Source organism: Pseudomonas sp. B20(2017), from assembly GCF_002113125.1.
In the GTDB taxonomy this organism is placed as follows: Bacteria; Pseudomonadota; Gammaproteobacteria; order Pseudomonadales; family Pseudomonadaceae; genus Aquipseudomonas.
On the sequence record NZ_NEJP01000021.1, the window covers coordinates 1 to 22,912 of the forward strand.

23 protein-coding genes are annotated in these 22,912 nt (G+C 61.1%); 7 read left to right on the forward strand and 16 right to left on the reverse strand.

Annotation, left to right across the window (positions count from 1 at the left end):
• Nucleotides 1-131 precede the first annotated feature (131 nt).
• The gene (locus tag CAF63_RS24920; protein WP_085647002.1) at nt 132-557 is read right to left on the reverse strand and encodes a DUF4399 domain-containing protein; all 426 of its coding nucleotides are present in this window, start codon (nt 555-557) and stop codon (nt 132-134) included.
• Between the two features lie 132 nt (nt 558-689).
• Between CAF63_RS24920 and CAF63_RS24925 the strand changes: the two genes are divergently transcribed.
• Nucleotides 690-1,274, forward strand: a complete 585-nt coding sequence (locus tag CAF63_RS24925) for a transporter substrate-binding domain-containing protein (protein WP_085689829.1) — start codon at nt 690-692, stop codon at nt 1,272-1,274.
• Nucleotides 1,275-1,393: 119 nt separating this feature from the next.
• On the opposite strand, the gene CAF63_RS24930 is transcribed toward CAF63_RS24925, so the two are convergent.
• Together CAF63_RS24930 and CAF63_RS24935 are read right to left on the reverse strand one after the other, a co-directional pair.
• Entirely contained in the window at nt 1,394-1,879 is a 486-nt protein-coding gene (locus CAF63_RS24930; protein WP_085689830.1) for a DUF523 domain-containing protein, read from the reverse strand.
• 1 nt (nt 1,880) lies between these two features.
• The gene (locus CAF63_RS24935) at nt 1,881-2,513 is read right to left on the reverse strand and encodes a 2OG-Fe(II) oxygenase (RefSeq protein WP_085689833.1); all 633 of its coding nucleotides are present in this window, start codon (nt 2,511-2,513) and stop codon (nt 1,881-1,883) included.
• Between the two features lie 108 nt (nt 2,514-2,621).
• Here CAF63_RS24935 and CAF63_RS24940 point away from each other — a divergent pair, with 108 nt between their 5' ends.
• Nucleotides 2,622-3,374, forward strand: a complete 753-nt coding sequence (locus tag CAF63_RS24940) for a DUF2059 domain-containing protein (protein WP_007953496.1) — start codon at nt 2,622-2,624, stop codon at nt 3,372-3,374.
• A gap of 101 nt (nt 3,375-3,475) precedes the next feature.
• Here the strand turns inward: CAF63_RS24940 and CAF63_RS24945 are convergent, their stop codons facing one another.
• Entirely contained in the window at nt 3,476-4,429 is a 954-nt protein-coding gene (locus CAF63_RS24945) for an alpha/beta hydrolase (protein WP_085689835.1), read from the reverse strand.
• Between the two features lie 97 nt (nt 4,430-4,526).
• Between CAF63_RS24945 and CAF63_RS24950 the strand changes: the two genes are divergently transcribed.
• Together CAF63_RS24950 and CAF63_RS24955 are read left to right on the forward strand one after the other, a co-directional pair.
• Nucleotides 4,527-5,105 carry a DUF6436 domain-containing protein gene (locus CAF63_RS24950; protein WP_085689837.1) on the forward strand — a complete coding sequence of 193 codons (579 nt, stop codon included), beginning with the start codon at nt 4,527-4,529 and terminating at the stop codon, nt 5,103-5,105.
• Nucleotides 5,106-5,208: 103 nt separating this feature from the next.
• A complete protein-coding gene (locus tag CAF63_RS24955) occupies nt 5,209-7,620 on the forward strand; it encodes a penicillin acylase family protein (RefSeq protein ID WP_085689839.1) in 2,412 nt (803 codons plus the stop codon).
• 7 nt (nt 7,621-7,627) lie between these two features.
• Here CAF63_RS24955 and CAF63_RS24960 read toward each other — a convergent pair whose 3' ends face one another.
• Complete coding sequence (locus CAF63_RS24960) at nt 7,628-8,593, reverse strand: GlxA family transcriptional regulator (RefSeq protein ID WP_085689980.1); 966 nt, start codon at nt 8,591-8,593, stop codon at nt 7,628-7,630.
• Between the two features lie 190 nt (nt 8,594-8,783).
• Here CAF63_RS24960 and CAF63_RS24965 point away from each other — a divergent pair, with 190 nt between their 5' ends.
• Complete coding sequence (locus tag CAF63_RS24965; protein WP_085689841.1) at nt 8,784-9,425, forward strand: HD domain-containing protein; 642 nt, start codon at nt 8,784-8,786, stop codon at nt 9,423-9,425.
• Between the two features lie 142 nt (nt 9,426-9,567).
• Here the strand turns inward: CAF63_RS24965 and CAF63_RS24970 are convergent, their stop codons facing one another.
• The 8 genes from CAF63_RS24970 to CAF63_RS28650 all read right to left on the reverse strand — a co-directional run bounded on the left by CAF63_RS24970 (nt 9,568) and on the right by CAF63_RS28650 (nt 18,387).
• Nucleotides 9,568-10,458, reverse strand: a complete 891-nt coding sequence (locus CAF63_RS24970) for an ABC transporter permease subunit (protein WP_085689843.1) — start codon at nt 10,456-10,458, stop codon at nt 9,568-9,570.
• Nucleotides 10,455-11,336, reverse strand: a complete 882-nt coding sequence (locus CAF63_RS24975) for an ABC transporter permease subunit (protein WP_178081323.1) — start codon at nt 11,334-11,336, stop codon at nt 10,455-10,457. The genes CAF63_RS24970 and CAF63_RS24975 overlap by 4 nt, the downstream gene beginning before the upstream one ends.
• 35 nt (nt 11,337-11,371) lie before the next feature.
• Entirely contained in the window at nt 11,372-12,514 is a 1,143-nt protein-coding gene (locus tag CAF63_RS24980) for an ABC transporter ATP-binding protein (RefSeq protein WP_085689847.1), read from the reverse strand.
• Between the two features lie 73 nt (nt 12,515-12,587).
• On the reverse strand, nt 12,588-13,685 hold the full coding sequence (locus CAF63_RS24985; protein ID WP_085689849.1) for a polyamine ABC transporter substrate-binding protein: 1,098 nt from the start codon (nt 13,683-13,685) through the stop codon (nt 12,588-12,590).
• A gap of 187 nt (nt 13,686-13,872) precedes the next feature.
• Nucleotides 13,873-14,985, reverse strand: coding sequence for a polyamine ABC transporter substrate-binding protein (locus CAF63_RS24990; RefSeq protein WP_085689851.1), 1,113 nt, complete (start codon nt 14,983-14,985; stop codon nt 13,873-13,875).
• Nucleotides 14,986-15,157: 172 nt separating this feature from the next.
• Entirely contained in the window at nt 15,158-16,522 is a 1,365-nt protein-coding gene (locus CAF63_RS24995; RefSeq protein WP_039765388.1) for an aspartate aminotransferase family protein, read from the reverse strand.
• A gap of 56 nt (nt 16,523-16,578) precedes the next feature.
• Nucleotides 16,579-17,937 carry a glutamine synthetase family protein gene (locus CAF63_RS25000; RefSeq protein WP_085689854.1) on the reverse strand — a complete coding sequence of 453 codons (1,359 nt, stop codon included), beginning with the start codon at nt 17,935-17,937 and terminating at the stop codon, nt 16,579-16,581.
• 93 nt (nt 17,938-18,030) lie between these two features.
• Nucleotides 18,031-18,387 (reverse strand): gamma-glutamyl-gamma-aminobutyrate hydrolase family protein, encoded by a 357-nt coding sequence (locus tag CAF63_RS28650; RefSeq protein WP_143492492.1) that lies wholly within the window; start codon nt 18,385-18,387, stop codon nt 18,031-18,033.
• Between the two features lie 278 nt (nt 18,388-18,665).
• Between CAF63_RS28650 and CAF63_RS25010 the strand changes: the two genes are divergently transcribed.
• Both CAF63_RS25010 and CAF63_RS25015 read left to right on the forward strand, forming a co-directional pair.
• Complete coding sequence (locus CAF63_RS25010; protein WP_011336449.1) at nt 18,666-20,042, forward strand: glutamine synthetase family protein; 1,377 nt, start codon at nt 18,666-18,668, stop codon at nt 20,040-20,042.
• A 229-nt stretch (nt 20,043-20,271) separates the two neighbouring features.
• Nucleotides 20,272-20,907, forward strand: coding sequence for a TetR/AcrR family transcriptional regulator (locus CAF63_RS25015; protein ID WP_085689858.1), 636 nt, complete (start codon nt 20,272-20,274; stop codon nt 20,905-20,907).
• 170 nt (nt 20,908-21,077) lie between these two features.
• On the opposite strand, the gene CAF63_RS25020 is transcribed toward CAF63_RS25015, so the two are convergent.
• The 3 genes from CAF63_RS25020 to ssuC are packed head-to-tail and all read right to left on the reverse strand — an operon-like array spanning nt 21,078 to nt 22,906.
• Nucleotides 21,078-21,293, reverse strand: coding sequence for a molybdopterin-binding protein (locus CAF63_RS25020; protein ID WP_007953520.1), 216 nt, complete (start codon nt 21,291-21,293; stop codon nt 21,078-21,080).
• A 27-nt stretch (nt 21,294-21,320) separates the two neighbouring features.
• A complete protein-coding gene (ssuB, locus tag CAF63_RS25025) occupies nt 21,321-22,127 on the reverse strand; it encodes an aliphatic sulfonates ABC transporter ATP-binding protein (protein WP_085689860.1) in 807 nt (268 codons plus the stop codon).
• Nucleotides 22,124-22,906 (reverse strand): aliphatic sulfonate ABC transporter permease SsuC, encoded by a 783-nt coding sequence (gene ssuC / locus CAF63_RS25030; RefSeq protein WP_085689862.1) that lies wholly within the window; start codon nt 22,904-22,906, stop codon nt 22,124-22,126. The genes ssuB and ssuC overlap by 4 nt, the downstream gene beginning before the upstream one ends.
• Nucleotides 22,907-22,912: the final 6 nt, after the last annotated feature.

A 22,912-nucleotide genomic window follows, 5' to 3' on the forward strand; every position in this document is an offset into this window, starting at 1 on the left:
CTCCTTGTATGTAGGCCATAACGAAAAATGCTCCGTATCTTTCGATACGGAGCATTTTCTTAAAGGGCCGGACAGATTGCTAGGTTTTCACACAGTCTGTTCGGGCTCCCTTTTTCATGCACGCGAAAACATCATTCGACGTTGACGGTGATCTTCTTCGACACGATCGGCGGATCGAACGCCATGTGGCCGCTGTCACCCAGCTCCAGCTGCAGGGTGTGCTTGCCCGGCGCGAGCTTGATGTCGGCCTGGGTCTGCGCCTTGCCGAAGTGCATGTGGTTGGCGTCGGTCGGCACGACGGAGCCGGCCGGAACGATTTCCTTGGCATCGATCAGCAGATGGTGATGACCGGTGTTCTTGGTGACGTCACCGGCCGGTGCCAGCGCGATGTCCTTTACACCGAACTTGACCGTGAAGGTCTGCGAAACCGTGGCTCCGTCCTCGGGAGAAACGATGAACACTTCGGCGCCCTTCGGTGCCGGTGTGGCCGCACTGGCCAGTACCGAAACACCCATCAGCACACCGGCCAACGCTGCACGTGACATAAAGCTTTTCATTTTCTTCTCCAGTTTTTCCGTAAAATCCGCACGGTCATGACAACTTCATGACCATTCGTTGTCGAAGGCACTCGACAACCATAGCAAAGCGAGCCTGGAAAACAGGCCGATATCGATTTCAAAGGAGTGACCATGCGTTTTTTGCCTGGCCTGATCTGCCTGCTTCCCCTTCTGAGCCCTCTGGCTCACGCCGAACTGATTGATGACGTCAACGACCGTGGCGAGTTGCGCATAGCCCTTGAGGCTAATACACCGCCCTTCAATTTCAAGGACGGCGACACGCTCACGGGGTTCGAGGTCGAGCTTGGGCAACTGCTGGCCAACGAACTGGATGTGCGGGCCGACTTCATCGTCACTGACGAAGCCGATCTGCTCCAGGGCGTTGAAAGCGGCAAGTACGATGTCGCGCTCAACCACATAGCACTGACACCCGAGCTCAAGGATCGTTTCGACGTCAGCGAACCTTACACGCAGGTCAATGCACAATTGCTGGCGAAAAAGGACGAGCAGCCCCGGCCGTTGGTGCTGGTGCAGGCGCTGACTGAAGAGAAACCGAAGGTCGGGCCGCCGGTGGATCTGGCGATTCCGTTTCAGAAGGGTAACCCGGCGTTTCAGGCGAGCCTTGAGAATGCCTTGCAGCGGATCAGGGCGGACGGGCGACTGGAGGCGTTGTCGAAGAAGTGGTTGAGCGTGCAGGCCACTGAAAGTCTGAAGTGAACACAACTTCCATGGGGGAGCGAGCCAGCTCGCGAAAGCGGTGTGCCTGCCACAAATTCAGGCGCTGACAATACGCAATCGCGAGCAAGCTCGCTCCCACAGTGTTTTCTGGTGTGCAATTAATTGAGTTGTATCAGGGCCTGTGCGGCCTGCGGCAGTTCGAGTTCGCTGAAGACCTGTACGCCATGGCGTTTGAGCAACGCTGCGGTAACGCCCTCGCCGCTGACCTTCACCCCACTGAACGTGCCGTCGTAGGTCAACAGATTCCCGCAGGAAGGACTGTTGGCCTTGAGCACCGCCACCTGAATCCCGTGTTTCTGCACTAGCTCCAGCGCTTGACGGGCACCGTCGAGAAACTGCGCACTGACATCTTCGCCCTCGGTGGTGATCACCGAGGCGAGCCCGTCCAGCACTTCGCTGCCCTGCCCGCCCGGAATCTCTGCCGCTGCCCGTGGCGTCGGCAAACCACCGGCGACTTCCGGGCACAACGGCACTACGCGCCCTTCGGCAATCCACTGCTCCAGCAGATCGAACGGCCCGCTGGCCCCACCGTCATAACGCACGCGGTGACCCAACAGGCAGCGACTGACCAGAATTTTGTGCATCTCAGAACGGCTCGTTGCCACGGCGGCGGAACCAGCCTGTCAGCGACAGTCGCTCGCGGCTGGCTGGCAACACTTCATGCGGGACTTCGCCGGAGAGAAACACCACCAGACAACCGCCCGTAGGCTGCACGTCATGAACGCGGTCATTCTCCAGGTACATGCGCAGTTGCCCGCCATCCTCCGGCAACCAGCCCTCATTGAGGTAGATCACCGCCGAAACCATGCGCCGGTCATCGTCGCGGAAACGGTCGACATGCTTGCGATAGAACGCACCCGGCGGGTACAGGGCGAAGTGGCACTCGAAGTCTTCCAGCCCTAGAAACAAACCGCGATTGAGCGCCTCACGCAAACTGTCCATCAGGTTCAGATAACGGTCGCTGGCCTCGGCCTGACCTGGGTCGATCCATTGGATATGGTCGCCACGAATCCCCTCGCGGATCTCCGAAAACGGGCCACGTCCGACCCCCGCCGGTGCCAGTTCACCTTCGGCCTCACGTTTACGGCACTCGGCCGCCAGCGCACGGGTCAAATCCGCAGGCAGGAAAATGTTCTGCTGCGACCAGCCGCGCTCGGCCAGGTCGTCGACGATACGTAACAGCAGCGGGTGATCAGAGGATATTTGCATGGCGCGCATAGTATGCCTGCGGCAAGAAATCCGACAGAGCCACGCGGCGGCTTGATACGAATTCTCGACAAGTACTGGCACCGCACGGAGAATAGTCGGCTGCCGACAGGAGTCCTTATGCGCCGTTTGCTTTTTTCACTGTTGATGTTCTGCGTTTTGCCCGCCTGGGCGGACGGCCACGACCAGTTGTACAAGGTCGCCGGCTGGCCAGAACAACGCGCGCATTTCAACGACGCCCTGAGTGCCGCGCAGCAGCGTTACCAGAACAGCCTGCCGCCGGCGGTGTTTCAGGCGCTGGTGAACAACAGCAACCAGCGCTTCGCCCCTCAGGCCGTGGATCAACGCGCCGAAGCTCAGTTGCGCAAGAACCTCGCCGATCCGAAACCGGCCCTGTCGTTCTTTCAGTCACCGCTGGGCAAGAAGATCGTCGCCGCCGAACTGCTGGCGACCCGCCGCGATCAATTGGCGAAAAACGCCAAGGGCCTGCCGAAGATGCCGGCCAGCGATAGCCGCCTGCTGATCATCGGCCACCTCGCCCAGGCCCTGCCCGCCCGTGAAGCCGGTGCCGAAGTCAGCCTGGCGATTGCCGGCGTGGCGGCGGACAGCTTGAGTTCGATGATTCCCGGCCTGCTCGGCGGCGGTCAGGCCCAGGGCATGTTGAACGGTCAACGCCAGCGCCTGATGGATCAGATCGGTGCCGACCTGAACAACACGCTGCTGTACGTCTATCGCGACCTGTCGGATGAAGAACTGGAAGAGTTCGCAACCTTTGCCGAATCCACCGAAGGCAAGGCTTACTATCAGGCCGCGCTGGCAGCGATCCGCGCCGGGCTGGCCGTCGGCCAGAGCACCTCGAACCTGAATCAATAAATCTCTGCTGCCTGACCGACCGCCTTCGCGAGCAAGCTCGCTCCCACAAAGGATTGCGATCTATTGTGGGAGCGAGCTTGCTCGCGAAGGGGCCCTCAGGATCACGAGTGATTCCGGCCTTTGATCCGCTTGCTCAGAAACTCGAAATACTCCTCGCGCATTTCCGCCGTCTCGTTGGCCAGGTGATGCCGCGCCTCGGCCAGCAGCAGAATCTGCGGCCGGTCGAACTTCCACTTCATCACTTGCAGGTTGTGCTGCCAGTCCACGGTCATGTCCGCCTGGCCCTGAACGATAAGCGGCCGGCGCGGGCTTTTCTTCGCGTATTCCACCCGATTGATCCAGCGTGACAACGCCCCGACCCACGCGGTCGGCAAGCGTTTTGGCTGCAACGGATCGGCCTGCAGGAACGGCAGGAAATCCGGGTCGTTGGAATTCTCGCTGAAACGCCGGGCGATGCCCCTGACAAAGGGCCTGAGCAGGTAATAACTGAACTGCGACCAGCCCCAGGCACGCGGCCGCACCAACGGCGCCAGCAGAATCAACTGCCCCTGCGCCGGGCTGTTTTCACCATGATTGAGCACGTGATCGACAATGATCGCCCCGCCGGTGCTTTGCCCGCACAAGTGCCACGGCTCTGGCAGCGCAATCGAACGCGCCTCGGCGAACAGGCCTTGCAGCGCATTCTGATATTCGGAGAAGTCGCGGATGCTCGCCCGCTCGCCGCTGGACAGACCATGCCCCGGCAGATCACAGGCAATCACCGCAAACCCCTGATCCAGCGCCCACTCGATTACATGCCGGTACAGGCCGGTATGGTCATAAAAACCGTGCACCAGAAACAGCGTGGCCCTGGCTGTTTCCGCCGGCCACCAGCAATGGCTGACCAGTTGATAGCCATCGACGTCGAACCGGCCCATCCCACGCCAGACATCGCGCTCCGGAAAGTCGGTCTGGTAGAACCGCTGATACGCCTTCGCCTCCTCGGACAACGGCTGCCACTCGGCCAGAGGCTTGAGGCTCGCGCGCAGATGATCGGGATCGAAAGCAACAGACATGGGCAATTCCAGAACGGTAAACGGACTTTATCGGCCTGCGATATTCATCTGTAGAGGCAAGCATGGCAAGCTAGCGCGCTCTCGAGGACTCAAATCCATGCGTTCGCCCTACCGCACCGCACTGTTTGCCAGCCTGCTCGCCATCATGTGTGCCGGCGTGCTGTGGGCCGCGTACGACTGGTTTCAGGGCCGCTACCTGCGGGCTTTCAGCGAACACACCGCGGTGTTTTCCGGCGACCCGCTGCGCTTGCCCAACGACCTCGCCGGTCCCGGCAATATCCGTCTGGTGCACTTCTGGGATCCTGCCTGCCCGTGCAACGTCGGCAATCAACAGCACCTGACCGAAATGGTCGAACAGTTCGGCCCCAAGGGCGTGGAATTCTTCGCGGTGCAGAAGGCCGGCAGCCACGGCCAGTTGCCCGCCACCCTCAGCAATCTCAAAACCATCGCGGTACTGCCCGGCTCCGAACAGATTCCCGCCAGCCCGGCCGTGGCGATCTGGGACCGCAGCGGCAGACTGGCGTACTTCGGCCCGTACAGCGAAGGCCTGACATGCAACTCCAGCAACAGTTTTATCGAACCGATCCTGCAAGCGTTGAGTGATGATCGTCCGGTCAATGCGACTCATACGTTGGCGGTCGGTTGCTACTGCCCGTGGCCGGTGGAGACGAAGTAAGGCATTCCGGACATTTCAAGGACGGCGATGCGCAGCACACGAGGCGTGTGCTAATTGTTTGCAGCCCGCACGGGCGGCAACCCCGAATGCACAAGGAGTCACCATGAAACGCGTCTTCACCGTTCTTGCCTTGCTCATCGTTGTCCTGCTCGCCGCCGGCGGGTGGTATGTCTACAGCAAGCAACCGACGCGTCAGGGCCAGGTGGAACTGCGCAACCTGCAAGGTTCGGTGACCGTGCGTTATGACGAGCGCGGCGTGCCGCACATCCGGGCCGAAAACGAGACCGACCTCTACCGCGCCCTCGGTTATGTGCATGCCCAGGATCGCCTCTTTCAGATGGAAGCCATGCGCCGTCTCGCCCGGGGCGAACTGGCCGAAGTGCTCGGGCCGAAACTGCTCGATACCGACAAGTTGTTCCGCAGCCTGCGCATCCGCGAGCGCGCTGCCACTTACGTGGCCGGCCTCGACAAGCAGTCACCGGCGTGGAAGGCCCTGCAAGCCTATCTGGACGGCATCAATCAATATCAGGACTCGCACGCCGCCCCCGTCGAGTTCGACGTGCTGGGCATCCCCAAGCGGCCGTTCACCGCCGAGGACAGCATCAGCGTCGCCGGCTACATGGCCTACAGCTTTGCCGCCGCGTTTCGCACCGAACCGCTGCTGACCTACGTGCGCGATCAGCTCGGCGCCGACTACCTCAATGTCTTCGACCTCGACTGGCAGCCCAAGGGCGTGCTCGCCAAGGGTCACGCCAGCAGCGCACCGGCCCTCGCCGCCGAAGACTGGAAAGACCTGAACACCCTCGCCCGCGTCAGCGAACAGGCACTGATCGACAATGGCCTGCCGCAGTTCGAAGGCAGCAACGCCTGGGTGATTGCCGGCAGTCGCAGCAAGAGCGCCAAGCCTTTGCTGGCGGGCGATCCGCACATTCGTTTTTCGGTGCCGTCGGTGTGGTACGAGGCGCAGTTGTCGGCGCCGGGGTTTGAACTCTACGGCCATCATCAGGCGCTGGTGCCGTTCGCGTTTCTCGGGCACAACCTGGATTTCGGCTGGAGCCTGACCATGTTCCAGAATGATGATCTGGACCTGATCGCCGAGAAGGTCAATCCGGACAACCCGGATCAGGTCTGGTATCGGGGCCAGTGGACCGACATGGTCAAGACCGAGCAACAGATCGCGGTGAAAGGCCAGACGCCGGTGACCATCACTCTGCGTCAGTCGCCCCACGGCCCGATCGTCAACGACGCCCTCGGCAGCGCCGCCGGGAAAACCCCGATTGCGATGTGGTGGGCGTTCCTCGAAACACCGAACCCGATCCTCGAAGGTTTCTACCAGCTCAACCGCTCCGACACCCTGGCCAAAGCCCGTGCCGCAGCGGCCAAGGTGCAGGCGCCGGGGCTGAACATTGTCTACGCCAACGCCAAGGGCGATATCGCGTGGTGGGCCTCGGCGCTGTTGCCCAAACGTCCGGCCGGGGTGAAGCCTGGCTTCATTCTCGACGGCAGCGGCAATCAGGCGGACAAGGACGGCTACTTCCCGTTCAGCGCCAACCCGCAGGAAGAGAACCCGGCGCGGGGCTACATCGTCTCGGCCAACTTCCAGCCCGTGTCGCCGACCGGCATGGAGATTCCCGGTTACTACAACCTTGCCGACCGTGGCCAGCAGCTCAACCGCCAGCTCGCCGACAAGAACGTGAAGTGGGACAACGAAGCCAACCAGAAGCTGCAACTGGGCACCGCCACCGGTTATGGCCCGCGTCTGTTGGCGCCGTTGCTGCCGGTGCTGCGTGAAGTGGCGGGCAATCCCGCCGAGCTGAAACTGGTCGAGCAACTGGCCCAATGGCAAGGCGACTATCCGCTGGAATCGGTCAGTGCGACGGTGTTCAACCAGTTCCTGTTCAACCTCGCCGACGCGGCAATGCGCGATGAGCTGGGCAATGATTTCTTCGAAACCCTGCTGTCGACCCGAGTGATCGATGCAGCCCTGCCCCGGCTCGCGGCGAATGCCGATTCACCGTGGTGGGACAACCGCAGCACGCCGAACAAGGAGACCCGCGTCGATACCGTGCGCGCCGCGTGGCAGGCGAGCATGGCGCACCTGAAGTCGACCCTCGGCGACGATGTTTCCGGCTGGCAATGGGGCAAGGCCCACACCCTGACCCACGGTCATCCGCTGGGCCAGCAGAAGCCGCTGGATCGCATTTTCAACGTCGGCCCGTTCGCGGCACCGGGCTCCCATGAAGTGCCGAACAACCTCTCGGCGAAGATCGGACCGGCGCCGTGGCCGGTGACCTACGGCCCGTCGACCCGCCGGTTGGTGGACTTCGCCGACCCGGCTCACAGCCTGACCATCAACCCGGTCGGCCAGAGCGGCGTGCCGTTCGACAGCCACTATGACGATCAGGCGGAAGCGTATGTGGACGGGATGTATGTGCAGGCGCATTTCAGTGAGGAAGAGGTGACGGCGAATACGCGCAGTACCTTGAAGCTGTTGCCGGCGCGAGAGGCGCAATAAGCGCCGCTCAAACCATCGCCGCAAAATTCAGCCGGAACTGCTGCGGCGTCACGCCCAGCCGCCGGTTGAACACGCTGCGCATATGTTGCGCATCACGAAACCCGCACTGATACGCCACAGTCTTCAGCGGCGCCGTGGTGCTTTCGAGCATCACCCGCGCCGCATCCACCCGCGCTCGCTCGACGAACTCCGCCGGAGTAACTTTTGCCTCCCGCGCAAACACCCGAGAGAAATTCCGCGCACTCATGTTCGCGGCATTCGCCAGGTCGGCAATGGTCAGGTCGCCGGTGAGATTGGCCAGCACATACAGCTGCACCATCGCCACAGCCGACGTCGGTTCGGCGTGGGGCGTAAGGAACGGACTAAACTGCGACTGCCCGCCCGAGCGCTGGGTGAACACCACCAGCCGTTTGGCCACGCTCAGCGCGACCTCGGCCCCGTGATCACGCGCCAGCAGGTAGAGCGACAGATCAATCCCCGCCGTCACACCCGCTGAGGTGTAGAGCTGACCATCCTCGACGTACAACCGATCGGCCTCGACCCGACTGGACGGGCACAACTGCGCCAGCGCCTCGGCGTCATTCCAGTGGGTGGTGACCGTGCGCCCGTCCAGCAATCCCGCACGAGCCAGCATGAACGCACCGTTGCAGATCGAGCCGAACCGCCGCGCCCGCCCACAGGCCTCACGCAGCCAGGCATCGAACCTCTCGCCGAAATCCAGAAACGGCAACTGCGGTCCGCCGGCCACCAGCAGCAAGTCATAAGCTTCCCGCACGTCGCTGAAATGCCGATGCGCACTCAGGGTCAGCCCGTTGGAACACGCCATCGGCCCGTGTTCGACGCCGATCACCTCGAGCCGGTAATGATCCTCCGGCGCCAGGAAGCGGTTGGCCTCGGCGAACACGTCCATCGGCCCGCTGACGTCCAGCGCCTGCACGCCGGGGAACACCACGATGGCGACGGTTCTGTTCATGGCAATGAAGGCTCCCGGGGAATGGCGGATCAGCGCCAACCCTAGCCAATCCTCGCCGCAGAAGCGAGCTGGCACGATTTGCAGGTGGAATGGCAAGGATCGCAGCCATGGATCGATTGTCCGGTTTTGCCCCCGGGAACAGACTTTCTCCATCAGCGCCGTGACGGCGTTTTCGACGAGGAAGCTCAACATGACCACGACCATCGCCGGTATCCGGATCCCCGACAGCGCCCTCGCCCGGGCCACCACCGAGTACATCCGCGATATCGAATCCGACCTGCTTTACCACCACTCGCGCCGGGTATTTCTGTTCGGTGCCTTGAGCGGTGAGCGCCAGCAACTGGCCTACGATCCGGAGCTGCTGTACGTCGGCGCGATGTTCCACGACCTGGGTCTGGTCGAAGGTCACCGCAGCGACGACGAGCGCTTCGAAGTCGATGGCGCCAACGCAGCGGCGGCGTTTCTCAAGCCGTACGGGTTGAGCGATGACGACATCGAGCAGGTCTGGCTGTCGATCGCCCTGCACACCACGCCGGGTGTACCGAAGCATCTGCGTCCGACCGTGGCGCTGGTGACCGCAGGCGTCGAGATGGACGTGCTGGGCATGGACTACGCGGCGTTCACCACGGTGCAGCGCGAAGCCGTGGTGCATGCGCATCCGCGGGGCGAGGGTTTCAAGGAGTGCATCATCTGCGCGTTCGCCGATGGCTTGCGTCATCGTCCGCAGACGACGTTCGGCAATGTGAAGACCGATGTGCTGAAGGATCAGGTGCCGGGGTTCAAGCCGATGAACTTCGTCGAGGTCATCCGCAATTCTCCCTGGTCGGCCTAAAACCAACTGTGGGAGCGAGCTTGCTCGCGAAGGGGGCGTATCTGCCAACATTGATGTTGAATGACACACCGCTTTCGCGAGCAAGCTCGCTCCCACAGTTTGGATTGGGGTTGATCACAGAGTTGTGATCACCCCCACTGGCTCAAGCCGCTTCCGGCGTCGGCGCCCGGCGCACGTCCGGTTGCTTCCACGAATCCGCAGCGCCTTCTTCGATGGCCTGCTGAATCGCTTTCTTGCGGGCCTCTTCGGCACGGCGGCTGAAGAACCAGACCATGAAAGTCACCAGCGACACCGCCAGCAGAATCAGACTGGCCACGGCGTTGATCTCAGGCTTCACGCCCAGACGCACCGCCGAAAACACTTCCATCGGCAGGGTCGTCGAACCCGGACCGGACACGAAGCTCGCCAGCACCAGGTCATCCAGCGACAGCGCGAACGACATCATGCCGCCCGCCGCCAGCGACGGCGCGATCATCGGGATGGTGATCAGGAAGAACACTTTCCACGGACGCGCACCGAGGTCCATCGCCGCTTCTTCGATCGACAGATCCAGCTCGCGCAGACGCGCCGACACCACCACCGCCACATACGCCGCACAGAACGTGGTGTGCGCGATCCAGATGGTGACGATGCCGCGCTCCTGTGGCCAGCCGATCATCTGCGCCATCGCCACGAACAGCAGCAACAGCGACAGACCGGTAATCACCTCAGGCATGACCAACGGCGCGGTGACCAGGCCGCCGAACAGCGTACGGCCCTTGAAGCGGGTGATGCGGGTCAGCACAAAGGCTGCCAGCGTACCCAGCGCTACGGCGGCAACCGCGGTGTAGCAGGCGATTTCCAGCGAGCGCACCACCGAACCCATCAGTTGCGAGTTATCGAGCAGGCCGACGTACCACTTCACCGACCAGCCGCCCCACACCGTCACCAGTTTCGAGGCGTTGAACGAGTAGATCACCAGGATCAGCATCGGCAGGTAGATAAACAACAAGCCGAGCACCAGCATCAGGCTGGAGAAACGGAAGCGCTTCATTCTTTACCCTCCATTTCCTTGGCCTGACTGCGGTTGAACAGGATGATCGGCACGATCAGAATCGCCAGCATCACCACCGCCAGGGCGGACGCCACCGGCCAGTCACGGTTGTTGAAGAACTCTTGCCAGAGCACTTTACCGATCATCAGGGTTTCCGGACCACCGAGCAGTTCCGGGATCACGAACTCGCCCACCACCGGGATGAACACCAGCATGCAGCCGGCGATGATCCCGTTCTTGGACAGCGGCACGGTGATTTTCCAGAAGCTGTTGAAGGTGCTCGAACCGAGGTCGGAAGCGGCCTCCAGCAGGCTGGTGTCGTGCTTCACCAGGTTGGCGTACAGCGGCAGGATCATGAACGGCAGGTACGAGTAGACGACGCCGATGTACACCGCGAGGTTGGTGTTGAGGATCTGCAGCGGCTCATCGATCAAGCCCATGCTCATCAGGAAACCGTTGAGCAGGCCGTTGTTGCTGAGGATGCCCATCCACGCATACACGCGGATCAGGATCGCGGTCCAGGTCGGCATCATGATCAGCAAAACCAGCACCGTCTGCACTTCCTTGCGGGCGCTGGCGATGGCGTAGGCCATCGGGTAACCGATCAACAGGCACAGCAGCGTGCTGAAAAACGCCATCTTCAGCGAGCCGAGGTAGGCGGCGATGTACAACTCGTCGTCGCCGAGCATCGCGTAGTTGCCCAGGTTCAGCAGCAGTTGCAGCTTCTGCTCGGCGTAGCTATAGATCTCGGTGTATGGCGGGATGGCCACGTCCGCTTCGGCGAAGCTGATCTTCAGGACGATGAAGAACGGCAGCATGAAGAACAGGAACAGCCAGATGAACGGAACCCCGATGACCAACTGACGGCCACCGGGAATTATTCGATTGAGCCGGCGTTTGAATTTGCGCATGTTCATGAGCGAAGTACCACGCCGCTGTCGTCTTCCCACCACACGTAGACCTGATCGCCCCAGGTCGGACGTGCGCCACGGCGCTCGGCGTTGGCCACGAACGACTGCACCAGCTTGCCGCTCGGCAATTCGACGTAGAACACCGAGTGACCGCCGAGGTAGGCGATGTCATGCACTTTGCCGCTCGACCAGTTGTACTCGCAGGTCGGCTGGTCGGCGGTGACCAGCAGTTTTTCCGGACGGATCGCGTAGGTCACGGACTTGTCCTGCACCGAGGTGCTGATGCCGTGGCCGACGTAGATCTGCCGGTCGAGGTCCTTGCAGGTGATGGTCGCGTGGCCTTCGGCGTCGTCGATCACTTCGCCTTCGAAGATGTTCACGTTACCGATGAATTCGCAGACCAGGCGGCTGGTCGGGGTTTCGTAAATGTCGATCGGGCTGCCGATCTGGGCGATCCAGCCCAGGTGCATGATCGCGATGCGCTCGGCCATGGTCATGGCCTCTTCCTGATCGTGGGTCACCATCACGCAGGTCACGCCAACGCGCTCGATGATTTCCACCAGTTCCAACTGCATCTGCGAACGCAGTTTCTTGTCCAGTGCGCCCATCGGCTCGTCGAGCAGCAGCAGTTTCGGCCGCTTGGCCAGCGAACGCGCCAGTGCCACACGCTGACGCTGGCCGCCGGACAACTGGTGCGGCTTGCGCTTGGCGTACTGGCTCATCTGCACCAGCTTGAGCATCTCGGCCACGCGGGCGTCGATCTCGGCTGCCGGGATCTTGTCCTGCTTGAGGCCGAACGCGATGTTCTGCGCCACGGTCATGTGCGGGAACAGGGCGTAGGACTGGAACATCATGTTGATCGGTCGCTCGTACGGCGGCATGTCGGTGATATCGACGCCGTCGAGGAAAATGCGCCCCTCCGTGGGCCGTTCGAACCCTGCCAGCATCCGCAGCAGAGTGGATTTGCCCGATCCCGAACCGCCGAGCAGGGCGAAGATCTCGCCCTTCTTGATTTCCAGGGACACATCGTCCACGGCAACCGTCTCGTCGAACTTCTTCGTGACCCGGTCGATTTTGACCAGCACCTGCTTCGGTGTCTGGTCGCCCTCGAGGGCTTTCTTATAGGCGCCGGAGGCAACTGCCATTTACGAAACTCCCAGAAAAAAAGAGTGCAGTTCGCCCACGCAAGACGAACCCAGGATAGTTTGTACGTTGACGCTATTTACCCGACTTGACCTTGGTCCAGCTGCGGGTCATCAAACGCTGAATATTCGGCGGCAACTCGATCGACACGTATGTCTTGTCGAGCACAGCCTGCGGTGGATAAACCGACTCGTCGGTGCGGATGGACTGCTCCATCAGCTTGTCCGAACCCGGATTGGGGTTGGCGTAACCGACGTAATCACTGACCTGGGCGATCACCTCAGGTTTCAGCAAATAGTTGATGAAGGCGTGGGCCTCTTTGACGTTGGCCGAATCCTTCGGAATCGCCAGCATGTCGAACCACAGTGCGCCGCCCTCTTTCGGGATCGAGTAGGCGATGTTCACGCCTTTCTTGGCTTCTTCGGCACGGTTCTTCGCCTGGAAGATGTCGCCGGAGAAACCGATGGCCACACAGATATCGCCGTTGGCCAGGTCGCCGATGTATTTGGACGAGTGGAAGTAGGTCACGTACGGACGCACCGCCAACAACTTGGCTGTAGCCTTTTCGTAGTCCTTGGTGTTGGTGCTGTTGGCGTTCAGGCCCATGTAATTGAGCACGGTCGGCATCATTTCATCGGCCGAATCGAGGAACGCCACGCCGCAGCTGTGCAGCTTCTTGATGTTCTCCGGCTCGAACAGCACGCTCCATGAGTCGATCTTGTCGACGCCAAGCACTTCCTTGACCTTGTCGACGTTGTAGCCGATGCCGTTGGTGCCCCACAGGTACGGTACGGCGTACAGGTTGCCCGGATCGTTCTGCTCCAGGCGCTTGAGCAGCACCGGATCAAGGTTGGAATAGTTCGGCAGCTGCGCCTTGTCGAGCTTCTGGAACGCGCCCGCCTTGATCTGCTTGCCGAGGAAGTGGTTCGACGGCACGACCACGTCGTAACCGGTACGCCCGGCGAGCAGTTTGCCTTCCAGGGTTTCGTTGGAGTCGAACACGTCATAGACCGGTTTGATCCCGGTTTCTTTCTGGAAATCGGCCAGGGTGGTCTCGCCGATGTAATCCGACCAGTTATAAATATGCACAGTACCGGCGGCTTGGGCACCGACAGCGAACGTCAGGCCGGCAGCGGCCAGCAGGGCATTGCGCAAAGAAGAAAAAATAGGCAAGTGGAGGTCCTCTAATTTAGTTGGGCCCAAGTTGCCCCGTGCTGCATGACAGTCACGGTTGCCCGGCAACAAAACCGGCGCGCAACTTACCTTCGAAAAACCGTTCCAGCAAAACTTTCTGTCATTTAATTGCACCGCTGACCGCCCGGGTGAAGGCGACGGCCAGCGGCGACTGCTTCAAACCGGCTTATTTACCGGATTTGATCTTGGTCCAGCTGCGAGTGATCAGGCGCAGGGTGGCCGCGTCCAAATCGCTGATCGCATAGAGCTGCTTCTTCACTTCAGCCGAAGGGTAGATGCTCGGATCGCTGGTGATTTCCTTGTCCACCAGCGCCGTGGCCGCCTTGTTGCCGTTCGGGAAACGCACGGCGTTGGTGATTTCGGCCATCACTTTCGGCTCGAGCAGGTAGTTCATGAACTTGTAGGCGGCTTCGACGTTTTCGGCATCCTTGGGAATGGCGACCATGTCGTAGAAAGTACCGGCACCTTCTTTCGGAATGGTGTAGGCCAGTTTGACCTTGTCACCGGCTTCCTTGGCGCGGGTCTTGGATTGTTCCAGGTCACCCGAGTAACCGACCGCCACGCAGATGTTGCCGTTGGCCAGGTCCGAGATGTACTTCGAGGAGTGGAAGTAAGCCACCGAAGGACGAATCTTGAGGAACAGGTCTTCGGCGGCTTTCAGGTCAGCCTTGTCCTTGCTATCGGTCGGTTTGCCCAGATAGTGCAGAGCCGCCGGAATCATTTCGGTCGGCGCGTCGAGGAAGCTCACGCCGCAGCTTTTCAGCTTCTCGATGTTTTCAGGCTTGAACACCACGTCCCAGGAATCGATCTTGTCGATGCCCAGCGCAGCCTTGACCTTGGCCGGGTTGTAGCCGATGCCGATCGAACCCCACATGTACGGGAACGCGTGTTTGTTGCCCGGGTCGCTGGCGTCGCCAACGGCCTTGAGCAGGTCTTCGTCGAGGTTCTTCCAGTTTGTCAGTTTGGACTTGTCCAGTTCCTGATAAACGCCGGCCTTGATCTGCTTGGCCAGGAAGTTGTTGGAAGGCACCACGATGTCGTAACCGGATTTGCCGGCCAGCAGCTTCGCTTCCAGGGTTTCGTTGCTGTCGAAAACGTCATAGACGACCTTGATGCCCGTCTCTTTTTCGAAATTGGCAACCGTGTCCGGCGCGATGTAGTCGGACCAGTTGTAAACGTGCAATACCTTGTCGTCCGCCTGAACCGCACCCGCCATCACGCCCATCAGGGACATGGCGAGCAGAGTCTTGCCAGCGAGCTTTTTGCCTAATGCCTTCATGCGTTAATGCTCCAAATTTTTCTTTTTTGAACCACTTTGTTCAGCGGCCGAACCCGGACAACTGGAACCGCGGCTAGTCTGGCAAGATCCGAGGCGGTCTTTCAAGAAAAGACCAGCCTTTCTGACAGCTCCGAGCGACAGCGCAACAGCTCCATCGCTCAGAGCCTAGCACTTAGCCCTGCAACGCACTCAGGGTCAGGTCCAGGCACTTGCGTGCCTTTGTCACCAGCTCATCGATCTCCGCCTTGCTGATCACCAACGGCGGCGCGATGATCATGGTGTCGCCCACGGCACGCATGATCAGCCCGTTGTCGAAGCAGAACTGGCGGCAGATCATGCCCACACCCTTGCCTTCGTAACGCTTGCGAGTGGCCTTGTCCTGCACCAGCTCGATGGCCCCCAGCAGACCGACTCCGCGCACTTCACCCACCAACGGGTGATCGTTCAGTTCGCGCAGACGTTTCTGCAAATACGGTGCCGTTTCTTCATGGGCGCGTTCGATGATTTTCTCTTCGCGCAGAATCCGGATGTTTTCCAGACCCACCGCCGCCGCCACCGGGTGACCGGAGTAGGTGAAGCCGTGGTTGAAATCGCCGCCCTCGTTGAGCACCGCCACCACTTCGTCACGCACGATCAGGCCACCCATCGGGATGTAGCCGGACGTCAGGCCTTTGGCGATGGTCATCATGTGTGGCTTGAGGTCGTAGAAATCGCTGCCGAACCATTCGCCGGTACGGCCGAAACCGCAGATCACTTCATCGGCCACGAACAGGATGTCGTACTTGGCGAGGATTTCCTTGATGCGCGGCCAGTAGGTGTCTGGCGGAATGATCACGCCGCCAGCGCCCTGGATCGGCTCGGCAATGAAGGCACCGACGTTGTCCACGCCGACTTCCAGAATCTTCTCTTCCAGCTGATTGGCCGCCCAGATCCCGAATTCTTCCGGGGTCATGTCGCCGCCTTCGGCGAACCAGTACGGCTGGGCGATGTGGACGATGCCCGGGATCGGCAGGTCGCCCTGTTCGTGCATGTAGGTCATGCCGCCCAGGCTTGCGCCGGCCACGGTGGAACCGTGATAACCGTTCTTGCGGCTGATGATGACTTTCTTGTTCGGCTGGCCCTTGATCGCCCAGTAGTGGCGAACCATGCGCAGCATGGTGTCGTTGCCTTCGGAGCCGGAGCCGGTGAAGAACACGTGGTTCATGCCTTCCGGCGCCACGTCGGCGATGGCCTTGGCCAGTTCCAGTGCAGGCGGGTGAGCGGTCTGGAAGAACAGGTTGTAGTAAGGCAGTTCGCGCATTTGTTTGGCGGCCGCATCGGCCAGCTCGTCGCGCCCATAACCGATCGCCACACACCACAGACCCGCCATGCCATCGAGGATCTTGTTGCCCTCGCTGTCCCACAGGTACACGCCCTTGGCGTTGGTGATGATCCGTGGACCCTTTTCTTTCAGCTGCTTGAAGTCGCTGAACGGGGCCAGGTGGTGATCGCTGCTGAGGGCTTGCCACTCACGGGTTTGCGGGTTGTTGCTGGTCATGCCAATTCTCCTTGTTATCGGTGAAGGCGCGGCGGCTGGCCACCGCGCCCGGCGTATCAGACGGCGAAGAGCAGGTACTCACGCTCCCAGGAACTGATCACGCGCTTGAAGTTTTCATGCTCGGCCCGCTTGACCGCGACGTAGCCGGTGATGAAGGTCTTGCCCAGGTATTTCTCGATGGTTGCGCTGTTTTCCATACGCTCCAGCGCGTCCTCGATGGTCAGCGGCAGGCGCAGGTTGCGGCGCTCGTAACCACGGCCCACGACCGGCGCGCTCGGATTGATGCCTTCGACCATACCGATGTAGCCGCAGAGCAGGCTCGCGGCAATCGCCAGGTACGGGTTGGCGTCGGCGCCCGGCAGGCGGTTTTCCACGCGACGGTTCTGCGGGCCGGCATCCGGTACGCGCAGGCCCACGGTGCGGTTTTCTTCGCCCCATTCCACGTTCACCGGCGCCGATGTGTCCGGCAGGAAGCGGCGGAACGAGTTGACGTTCGGGGCGAACAGCGGCAACAGCTCAGGAATCAGTTTCTGCAGGCCACCGATGTGGTGCAGGAACAACTGGCTCATGGTCCCGTCTTCGTTGGAGAACACGTTCTTGCCAGTCTCGATATCGACGATGCTCTGGTGCAGGTGCATCGCACTGCCCGGCTCGCCGGTCATCGGCTTGGCCATGAAGGTGGCGGCCACGTCGTGCTTGAGCGCGGCTTCGCGCATGGTGCGTTTGAACACCAGAATCTGGTCGGCCAGCGACAGCGCGTCACCGTGACGGAAGTTGATTTCCATCTGCGCGGTTCCGTCCTCGTGGATCAGCGTATCGAGGTCCAGCTCCTGCAGTTCGCACCAGTCGTAGACGTCTTCGAACAGCGGGTCGAATTCGTTCGCCGCCTCGATCGAGAACGACTGACGCCCGATTTCCGGGCGCCCGGAGCGGCCGATTGGCGGCTGCAACGGATAGTCAGGGTCGTCACTGCGCTTGGTCAGATAGAACTCCATTTCCGGCGCCACGATCGGCTGCCAGCCCTTGTCGGCATAGAGTTTCAGGACTTTCTTGAGGACGTTGCGCGGCGACAGCTCGATCGGGTTGCCTTGCTTGTCATAGGTGTCGTGGATCACCTGGGCGGTCGGCTCGATGGCCCACGGCACCAGGTACACGGCGTTCTGGTCGGGACGGCAGATCATGTCGATGTCGGCCGGGTCAAGCAGTTCGTAATAGATGTCGTCTTCGACGTAGTCGCCGGTCACGGTCTGCAACAGAACGCTCTCTGGCAGGCGCATGCCCTTTTCGGCGATGAACTTGTTGGTCGGCGAGATCTTGCCGCGGGTGATCCCGGTCAAGTCGCCGATCATGCATTCGACTTCTGTGATCTTGTGGTCTTTCAACCAATCGGTGAGCTGGTCGAGGTTGTTACTCATAAATGCCTCTGGGCTGAGTCTCCTGACGCATGTCAGGCAAGTTTGACGCACGGGGCGTCGCGTTAAGGGGGCTTGTTTGCGCGCAGTGCCGGCTTACGCCTGGCACCGCGCATGGACAATGAAGGAGGAGCTTACCTGCCCTTTACGCTGGCGTTGCATTTCCTGTGCACATCTTCGGCGTGCAGAATCACGGGCACGACGACGGGCGCGGTGCAGGCCGGAAGAAGGAAAGAGATCTATATTGAAAGGAGAACCGCTAAAGAGGATGCCCCCGCATGCGTCCAGAATATCGGACGCTGCCGCCTGATCTGCCACGAACAGGGACAACGCTGGCAGGCTGCAAGCCTTGCTGGCCGCGCTGCGGACGGACGTGTCGCCACTGATGTGATAAGCATGCAGACCGGACTGCAAAGAGCAGTCGGTGACGCCGATTAACGGCAGGCGAGACATGAAGCACCCCGGTATTATTGCTGTTATGGGTTTGATCCGAGCTTAGCCTTGTTCATTTTTTTACACAACACCCCCGTAAAAAATACAACACGGCCTGCTCAAGCCTGCGGGTGACGCGTCCTTCACGGATAAAAAAATGCCCCAAAGTGCCCCATAAAGGCCCTCGTGGCGCTTTTTCAGGGCAGAAAAGGCCTCGCTTGACTTCGGCAGGCCGTTCGGGTTGACTGAAACCAGAAAAGATCAATGATTGATATTTTTAACAACAAAGGTGTTGCATCATGTCGGTACCCCCGCGTGCCGTTCAGCTTAACGAAGCGAACGCGTTCCTTAAGGAACATCCTGAGGTTCTGTACGTTGACCTTCTGATTGCGGATATGAATGGTGTGGTGCGCGGCAAGCGCATCGAACGCACCAGCCTCCACAAGGTTTACGAGAAAGGCATCAACCTGCCGGCCTCTCTATTTGCTCTGGATATCAATGGTTCGACGGTGGAAAGCACCGGCCTGGGCCTGGACATCGGCGATGCCGATCGTATCTGCTATCCAATCCCCGATACCCTGTGCAACGAGCCATGGCAGAAGCGCCCGACCGCGCAGCTGCTAATGACCATGCACGAACTCGAAGGCGACCCTTTCTTCGCCGACCCGCGCGAAGTGCTCCGTCAAGTTGTTGCAAAGTTTGACGAACTTGGCTTGACCATCTGCGCAGCATTCGAACTCGAGTTCTACCTGATCGACCAGGAAAACGTGAACGGCCGCCCTCAGCCGCCACGCTCGCCGATCTCCGGCAAACGCCCGCATTCGACCCAGGTCTACCTGATCGACGACCTCGACGAATACGTCGACTGCCTCCAGGACATTCTGGAAGGTGCGAAAGAGCAAGGCATCCCGGCCGACGCCATCGTCAAGGAAAGTGCCCCGGCGCAGTTCGAAGTGAACCTGCACCACGTCGCCGACCCGATCAAGGCTTGCGATTACGCGGTCCTGCTCAAGCGCCTGATCAAGAACATCGCCTACGACCATGAAATGGACACCACTTTCATGGCCAAGCCGTATCCGGGCCAGGCAGGCAACGGTCTGCATGTGCACATTTCGGTTCTCGACAAAGAAGGCAAAAACATTTTTGCCAGCGAGGATCCCGAGCAGAACGCCGCGCTGCGTCACGCGATCGGCGGTGTGCTCGAGACCCTGCCCGCGCAGATGGCTTTCCTCTGCCCGAACGTCAACTCCTACCGTCGTTTCGGCGCACAGTTCTACGTGCCGAACTCGCCGAGCTGGGGCCTGGACAACCGCACCGTGGCCCTGCGCGTACCGACCGGCTCCGCCGACGCGGTCCGTCTGGAACACCGCGTTGCCGGCGCCGACGCCAACCCGTACCTGCTGATGGCATCGGTGCTGGCGGGCGTGCACCACGGTCTGACCAACAAGATCGAGCCACCGGCTCCGACCGAAGGCAACAGCTACGAGCAGAACGAGCAGAGCCTGCCGAACAACTTGCGCGATGCCCTGCGCGAGCTGGACGACAGCGAGGTGATGGCCAAGTACATCGATCCGAAATACATCGATATCTTCGTCGCCTGTAAGGAAAGCGAACTGGAGGAGTTCGAACACTCCATCTCCGATCTCGAGTACAACTGGTACCTGCACACCGTTTAAGCGGATGTAGCGTCCGAAAGAACGCCGTTGGCTCTCGCAGTCAGCGGCGTTTTTTATGGCCGCCTGCAGCGGATCGCGAGCAAGCTCGCTCCCACAGGGAACTCTCTGTGTACACAACATCCCTGCCCACTAGAGATCATCCGTGGGAGCGAGCCTGCTCGCGATGGCGTTTGGGCAGACAACGCAAGAACCGGCTCGTACAATGCCCCCTGCCCCGCAGGAGACTCCCATGACGCAACCCGCCACCGCTCGCAAACCCCGCGCCAGCAGCCAGGCACGGATCGACTCGATCCTTGATGCCGCGCGCATCTTGCTGGCCACCGAGGGCGTGGCCAGTCTGTCGATCTATAGCGTGGCCGAGCGCGCGCAGATTCCGCCCTCCTCGGTCTACCACTTCTTCGCCAGCGTCCCGGCGCTGCTTGAGGCCCTGACTGCGGATGTGCACGCAGCCTTCCGCGCCTGCCTGCAAGCGCCAATCGATCACGATGCCCTGCGCGACTGGCGCGACCTGTCGCGACTGGTCGAAGAGCGGATGCTGGAGATCTACGGCGAGGATGCCGCCGCCCGCCAACTGATCCTCGCGCAACACGGCCTCACCGAAGTCACCCAGGCAGACCGCCAGCACGATCTCGAACTGGGTGATCTGATGCACAAGCTGTTCGACCATCACTTCGAACTGCCGCGACTACCGGACGATGTGGATGTTTTCGCGCTGGCCATGGAGCTGGGCGACCGCGTCTACGCCCGCTCGGTGCAGCAGCACGGACAGATCACCCCGCGCATGGCCGAGGAAGGCATGCGGGTGTTCGATGCCTATATCGGGCTGTACCTGCCGCCCTTTCTGCCGAAAAGAACCCTTACATGATCGTTCCCACGCTCTGCGTGGGAATGCCTCTGGGGACGCTCCGCGTCCAGTGACGCGGAGCGTCACGGGCTGCATTCCCACGCGGAGCGTGGGAACGATCACTCGACCGCACTGACCATAAAAAACCCCGAAGGGCTCAAACCCTTCGGGGTTGTTTTTGTCCCACGCCCTTACAACTTGGCGATGGACACCTCGGTGGATTTCACGAAGGCGATCACTTCGCTGCCGACCTCCAGTTCCAGCTCCTTGACCGAACGGGTGGTAATCACCGACGTGACGATGCCGGAAGCGGTCTGCACGTCGATTTCCGACAGCACGTCGCCGAGAACGATCTCCTTGATCGCGCCTTTGAACTGGTTGCGTACGTTGATGGCTTTGATAGTCATGGCATTGATTCCTGTCGTTTGCTTGAGTTATTGAGCCCAACGCAGTTGCGTAGGCAAGGGTGAAACGGGTTCCGGCGCCGGCGGCTCGCCGGGCAGGGACAACACTCGGTTGAGCACTTCGGTTTCCAGCGCGGCCAGGCGATGGGAGCCTCGCACCCGAGGGCGCGGCAACTCCACTTGCAGGTCGAGGCCGACTTCGCCGTCCTCGATCAGAATCACCCGGTCGGCAATCGCCACCGCTTCGCTGACGTCGTGGGTCACCAGCAACACGGTGAAACCATGCTGTTGCCAGAGACGCTCGATCAGTTGCTGCATCTCGATCCGGGTCAGCGCATCCAGCGCGCCCAGCGGTTCGTCGAGCAGCAACAGACGCGGTTGATGAATCAGCGCCCGGGCCAGCGCCACACGCTGCTTCTGCCCGCCGGACAGCGCCGCCGGCCATTCATTGGCGCGATCGGCGAGGCCGACCGCATCCAGCGCCTGCAAGGCTTGCGGGCGCCAGTCGCCCTTGAGGCCAAGGCCGACGTTGTCGATGATCTTTTTCCACGGCAGCAGCCGTGCTTCCTGGAACATCAACCGGGTGTCATCCCGCGCATCGCTGAGCGGTGCAGCTCCGGCCAGCAGCTCGCCGCCGGTGGGTTGATCGAGACCGGCAAGCAAGCGCAGCAGAGTGCTCTTGCCGCAGCCGCTGCGCCCGACCACGGCGACGAACTGCCCGGCCGGAATGTGCAGATCGATGTCACGCAGCACCTGCCGCGAGCCGAAGGTCTTTTGCAGGTTGCGCACCGCTAGCGGAATTCCGCGCAGCAGGCGTGGAGGTTGTTGAGCGGTCATACCGCACCTCCCTTGGCAACCTGATAGGCCGGATGCCAGCGCAGCCACACACGCTCAAGTCCACGGGCCGCGAGGTCGGCCAGCTTGCCGAGCACCGCGTACAGCAGGATCGCCAGCACCACTACGTCCGTCTGCAAGAACTCGCGGGCATTCATCGCCAGGTAACCGATGCCGGAGCTGGCAGAGATGGTTTCCGCCACGATCAGCGTCAGCCACATGAAGCCCAGGGCGAAGCGCACGCCGACCAGAATCGAAGGCAGGGCGCCCGGCAGAATCACCTGCCAGAACAGGCTGAAACCGGACAGGCCATAACTGCGCGCCATCTCCACCAGCGCCGGATCGACGTTGCGGATGCCGTGATAGGTGTTGAGGTAGATCGGGAACAACGTGCCCAATGCCACCAGGAAAATCTTCGCCGACTCATCGATGCCGAACCACAGGATCACCAGCGGAATCAGCGCCAGATGCGGCACGTTGCGGATCATCTGCACCGAGCTGTCGAGCAGCCGTTCGCCCCACTTCGACAGGCCGGTGATGAAACCCAGCACCAGGCCGATGCTGCCACCGATGGTGAAGCCCAGCGCGGCGCGCCAGCCGCTGATTGCCAGGTGCGTCCAGATTTCGCCGCTGCGCACCAGGCTTACGCCGGCTTCGATCACCGCCACCGGCGCCGGCAGAATCCGCGTCGACAACCAACCGGCCGACACCGACAACTGCCACACCGCCAGCAACAACACCGGTAACGCCCAGGGCGCGAGGCTGTGGATAAATTTCTTCATGGCGGC

Coding starts and splice junctions, on each gene's coding strand:
- CAF63_RS24920 (WP_085647002.1), bottom strand. CDS start 557: ATGAAAAGCTTTATGTCACGTGCAGCGTTGGCCGGTGTGCTGATGGGT.
- CAF63_RS24925 (WP_085689829.1), top strand. CDS start 690: ATGCGTTTTTTGCCTGGCCTGATCTGCCTGCTTCCCCTTCTGAGCCCT.
- CAF63_RS24930 (WP_085689830.1), bottom strand. CDS start 1,879: ATGCACAAAATTCTGGTCAGTCGCTGCCTGTTGGGTCACCGCGTGCGT.
- CAF63_RS24935 (WP_085689833.1), bottom strand. CDS start 2,513: ATGCGCGCCATGCAAATATCCTCTGATCACCCGCTGCTGTTACGTATC.
- CAF63_RS24940 (WP_007953496.1), top strand. CDS start 2,622: ATGCGCCGTTTGCTTTTTTCACTGTTGATGTTCTGCGTTTTGCCCGCC.
- CAF63_RS24945 (WP_085689835.1), bottom strand. CDS start 4,429: ATGTCTGTTGCTTTCGATCCCGATCATCTGCGCGCGAGCCTCAAGCCT.
- CAF63_RS24950 (WP_085689837.1), top strand. CDS start 4,527: ATGCGTTCGCCCTACCGCACCGCACTGTTTGCCAGCCTGCTCGCCATC.
- CAF63_RS24955 (WP_085689839.1), top strand. CDS start 5,209: ATGAAACGCGTCTTCACCGTTCTTGCCTTGCTCATCGTTGTCCTGCTC.
- CAF63_RS24960 (WP_085689980.1), bottom strand. CDS start 8,593: ATGAACAGAACCGTCGCCATCGTGGTGTTCCCCGGCGTGCAGGCGCTG.
- CAF63_RS24965 (WP_085689841.1), top strand. CDS start 8,784: ATGACCACGACCATCGCCGGTATCCGGATCCCCGACAGCGCCCTCGCC.
- CAF63_RS24970 (WP_085689843.1), bottom strand. CDS start 10,458: ATGAAGCGCTTCCGTTTCTCCAGCCTGATGCTGGTGCTCGGCTTGTTG.
- CAF63_RS24980 (WP_085689847.1), bottom strand. CDS start 12,514: ATGGCAGTTGCCTCCGGCGCCTATAAGAAAGCCCTCGAGGGCGACCAG.
- CAF63_RS24990 (WP_085689851.1), bottom strand. CDS start 14,985: ATGAAGGCATTAGGCAAAAAGCTCGCTGGCAAGACTCTGCTCGCCATG.
- CAF63_RS24995 (WP_039765388.1), bottom strand. CDS start 16,522: ATGACCAGCAACAACCCGCAAACCCGTGAGTGGCAAGCCCTCAGCAGC.
- CAF63_RS25000 (WP_085689854.1), bottom strand. CDS start 17,937: ATGAGTAACAACCTCGACCAGCTCACCGATTGGTTGAAAGACCACAAG.
- CAF63_RS28650 (WP_143492492.1), bottom strand. CDS start 18,387: ATGTCTCGCCTGCCGTTAATCGGCGTCACCGACTGCTCTTTGCAGTCC.
- CAF63_RS25010 (WP_011336449.1), top strand. CDS start 18,666: ATGTCGGTACCCCCGCGTGCCGTTCAGCTTAACGAAGCGAACGCGTTC.
- CAF63_RS25015 (WP_085689858.1), top strand. CDS start 20,272: ATGACGCAACCCGCCACCGCTCGCAAACCCCGCGCCAGCAGCCAGGCA.
- CAF63_RS25020 (WP_007953520.1), bottom strand. CDS start 21,293: ATGACTATCAAAGCCATCAACGTACGCAACCAGTTCAAAGGCGCGATC.
- ssuB (WP_085689860.1), bottom strand. CDS start 22,127: ATGACCGCTCAACAACCTCCACGCCTGCTGCGCGGAATTCCGCTAGCG.
- ssuC (WP_085689862.1), bottom strand. CDS start 22,906: ATGAAGAAATTTATCCACAGCCTCGCGCCCTGGGCGTTACCGGTGTTG.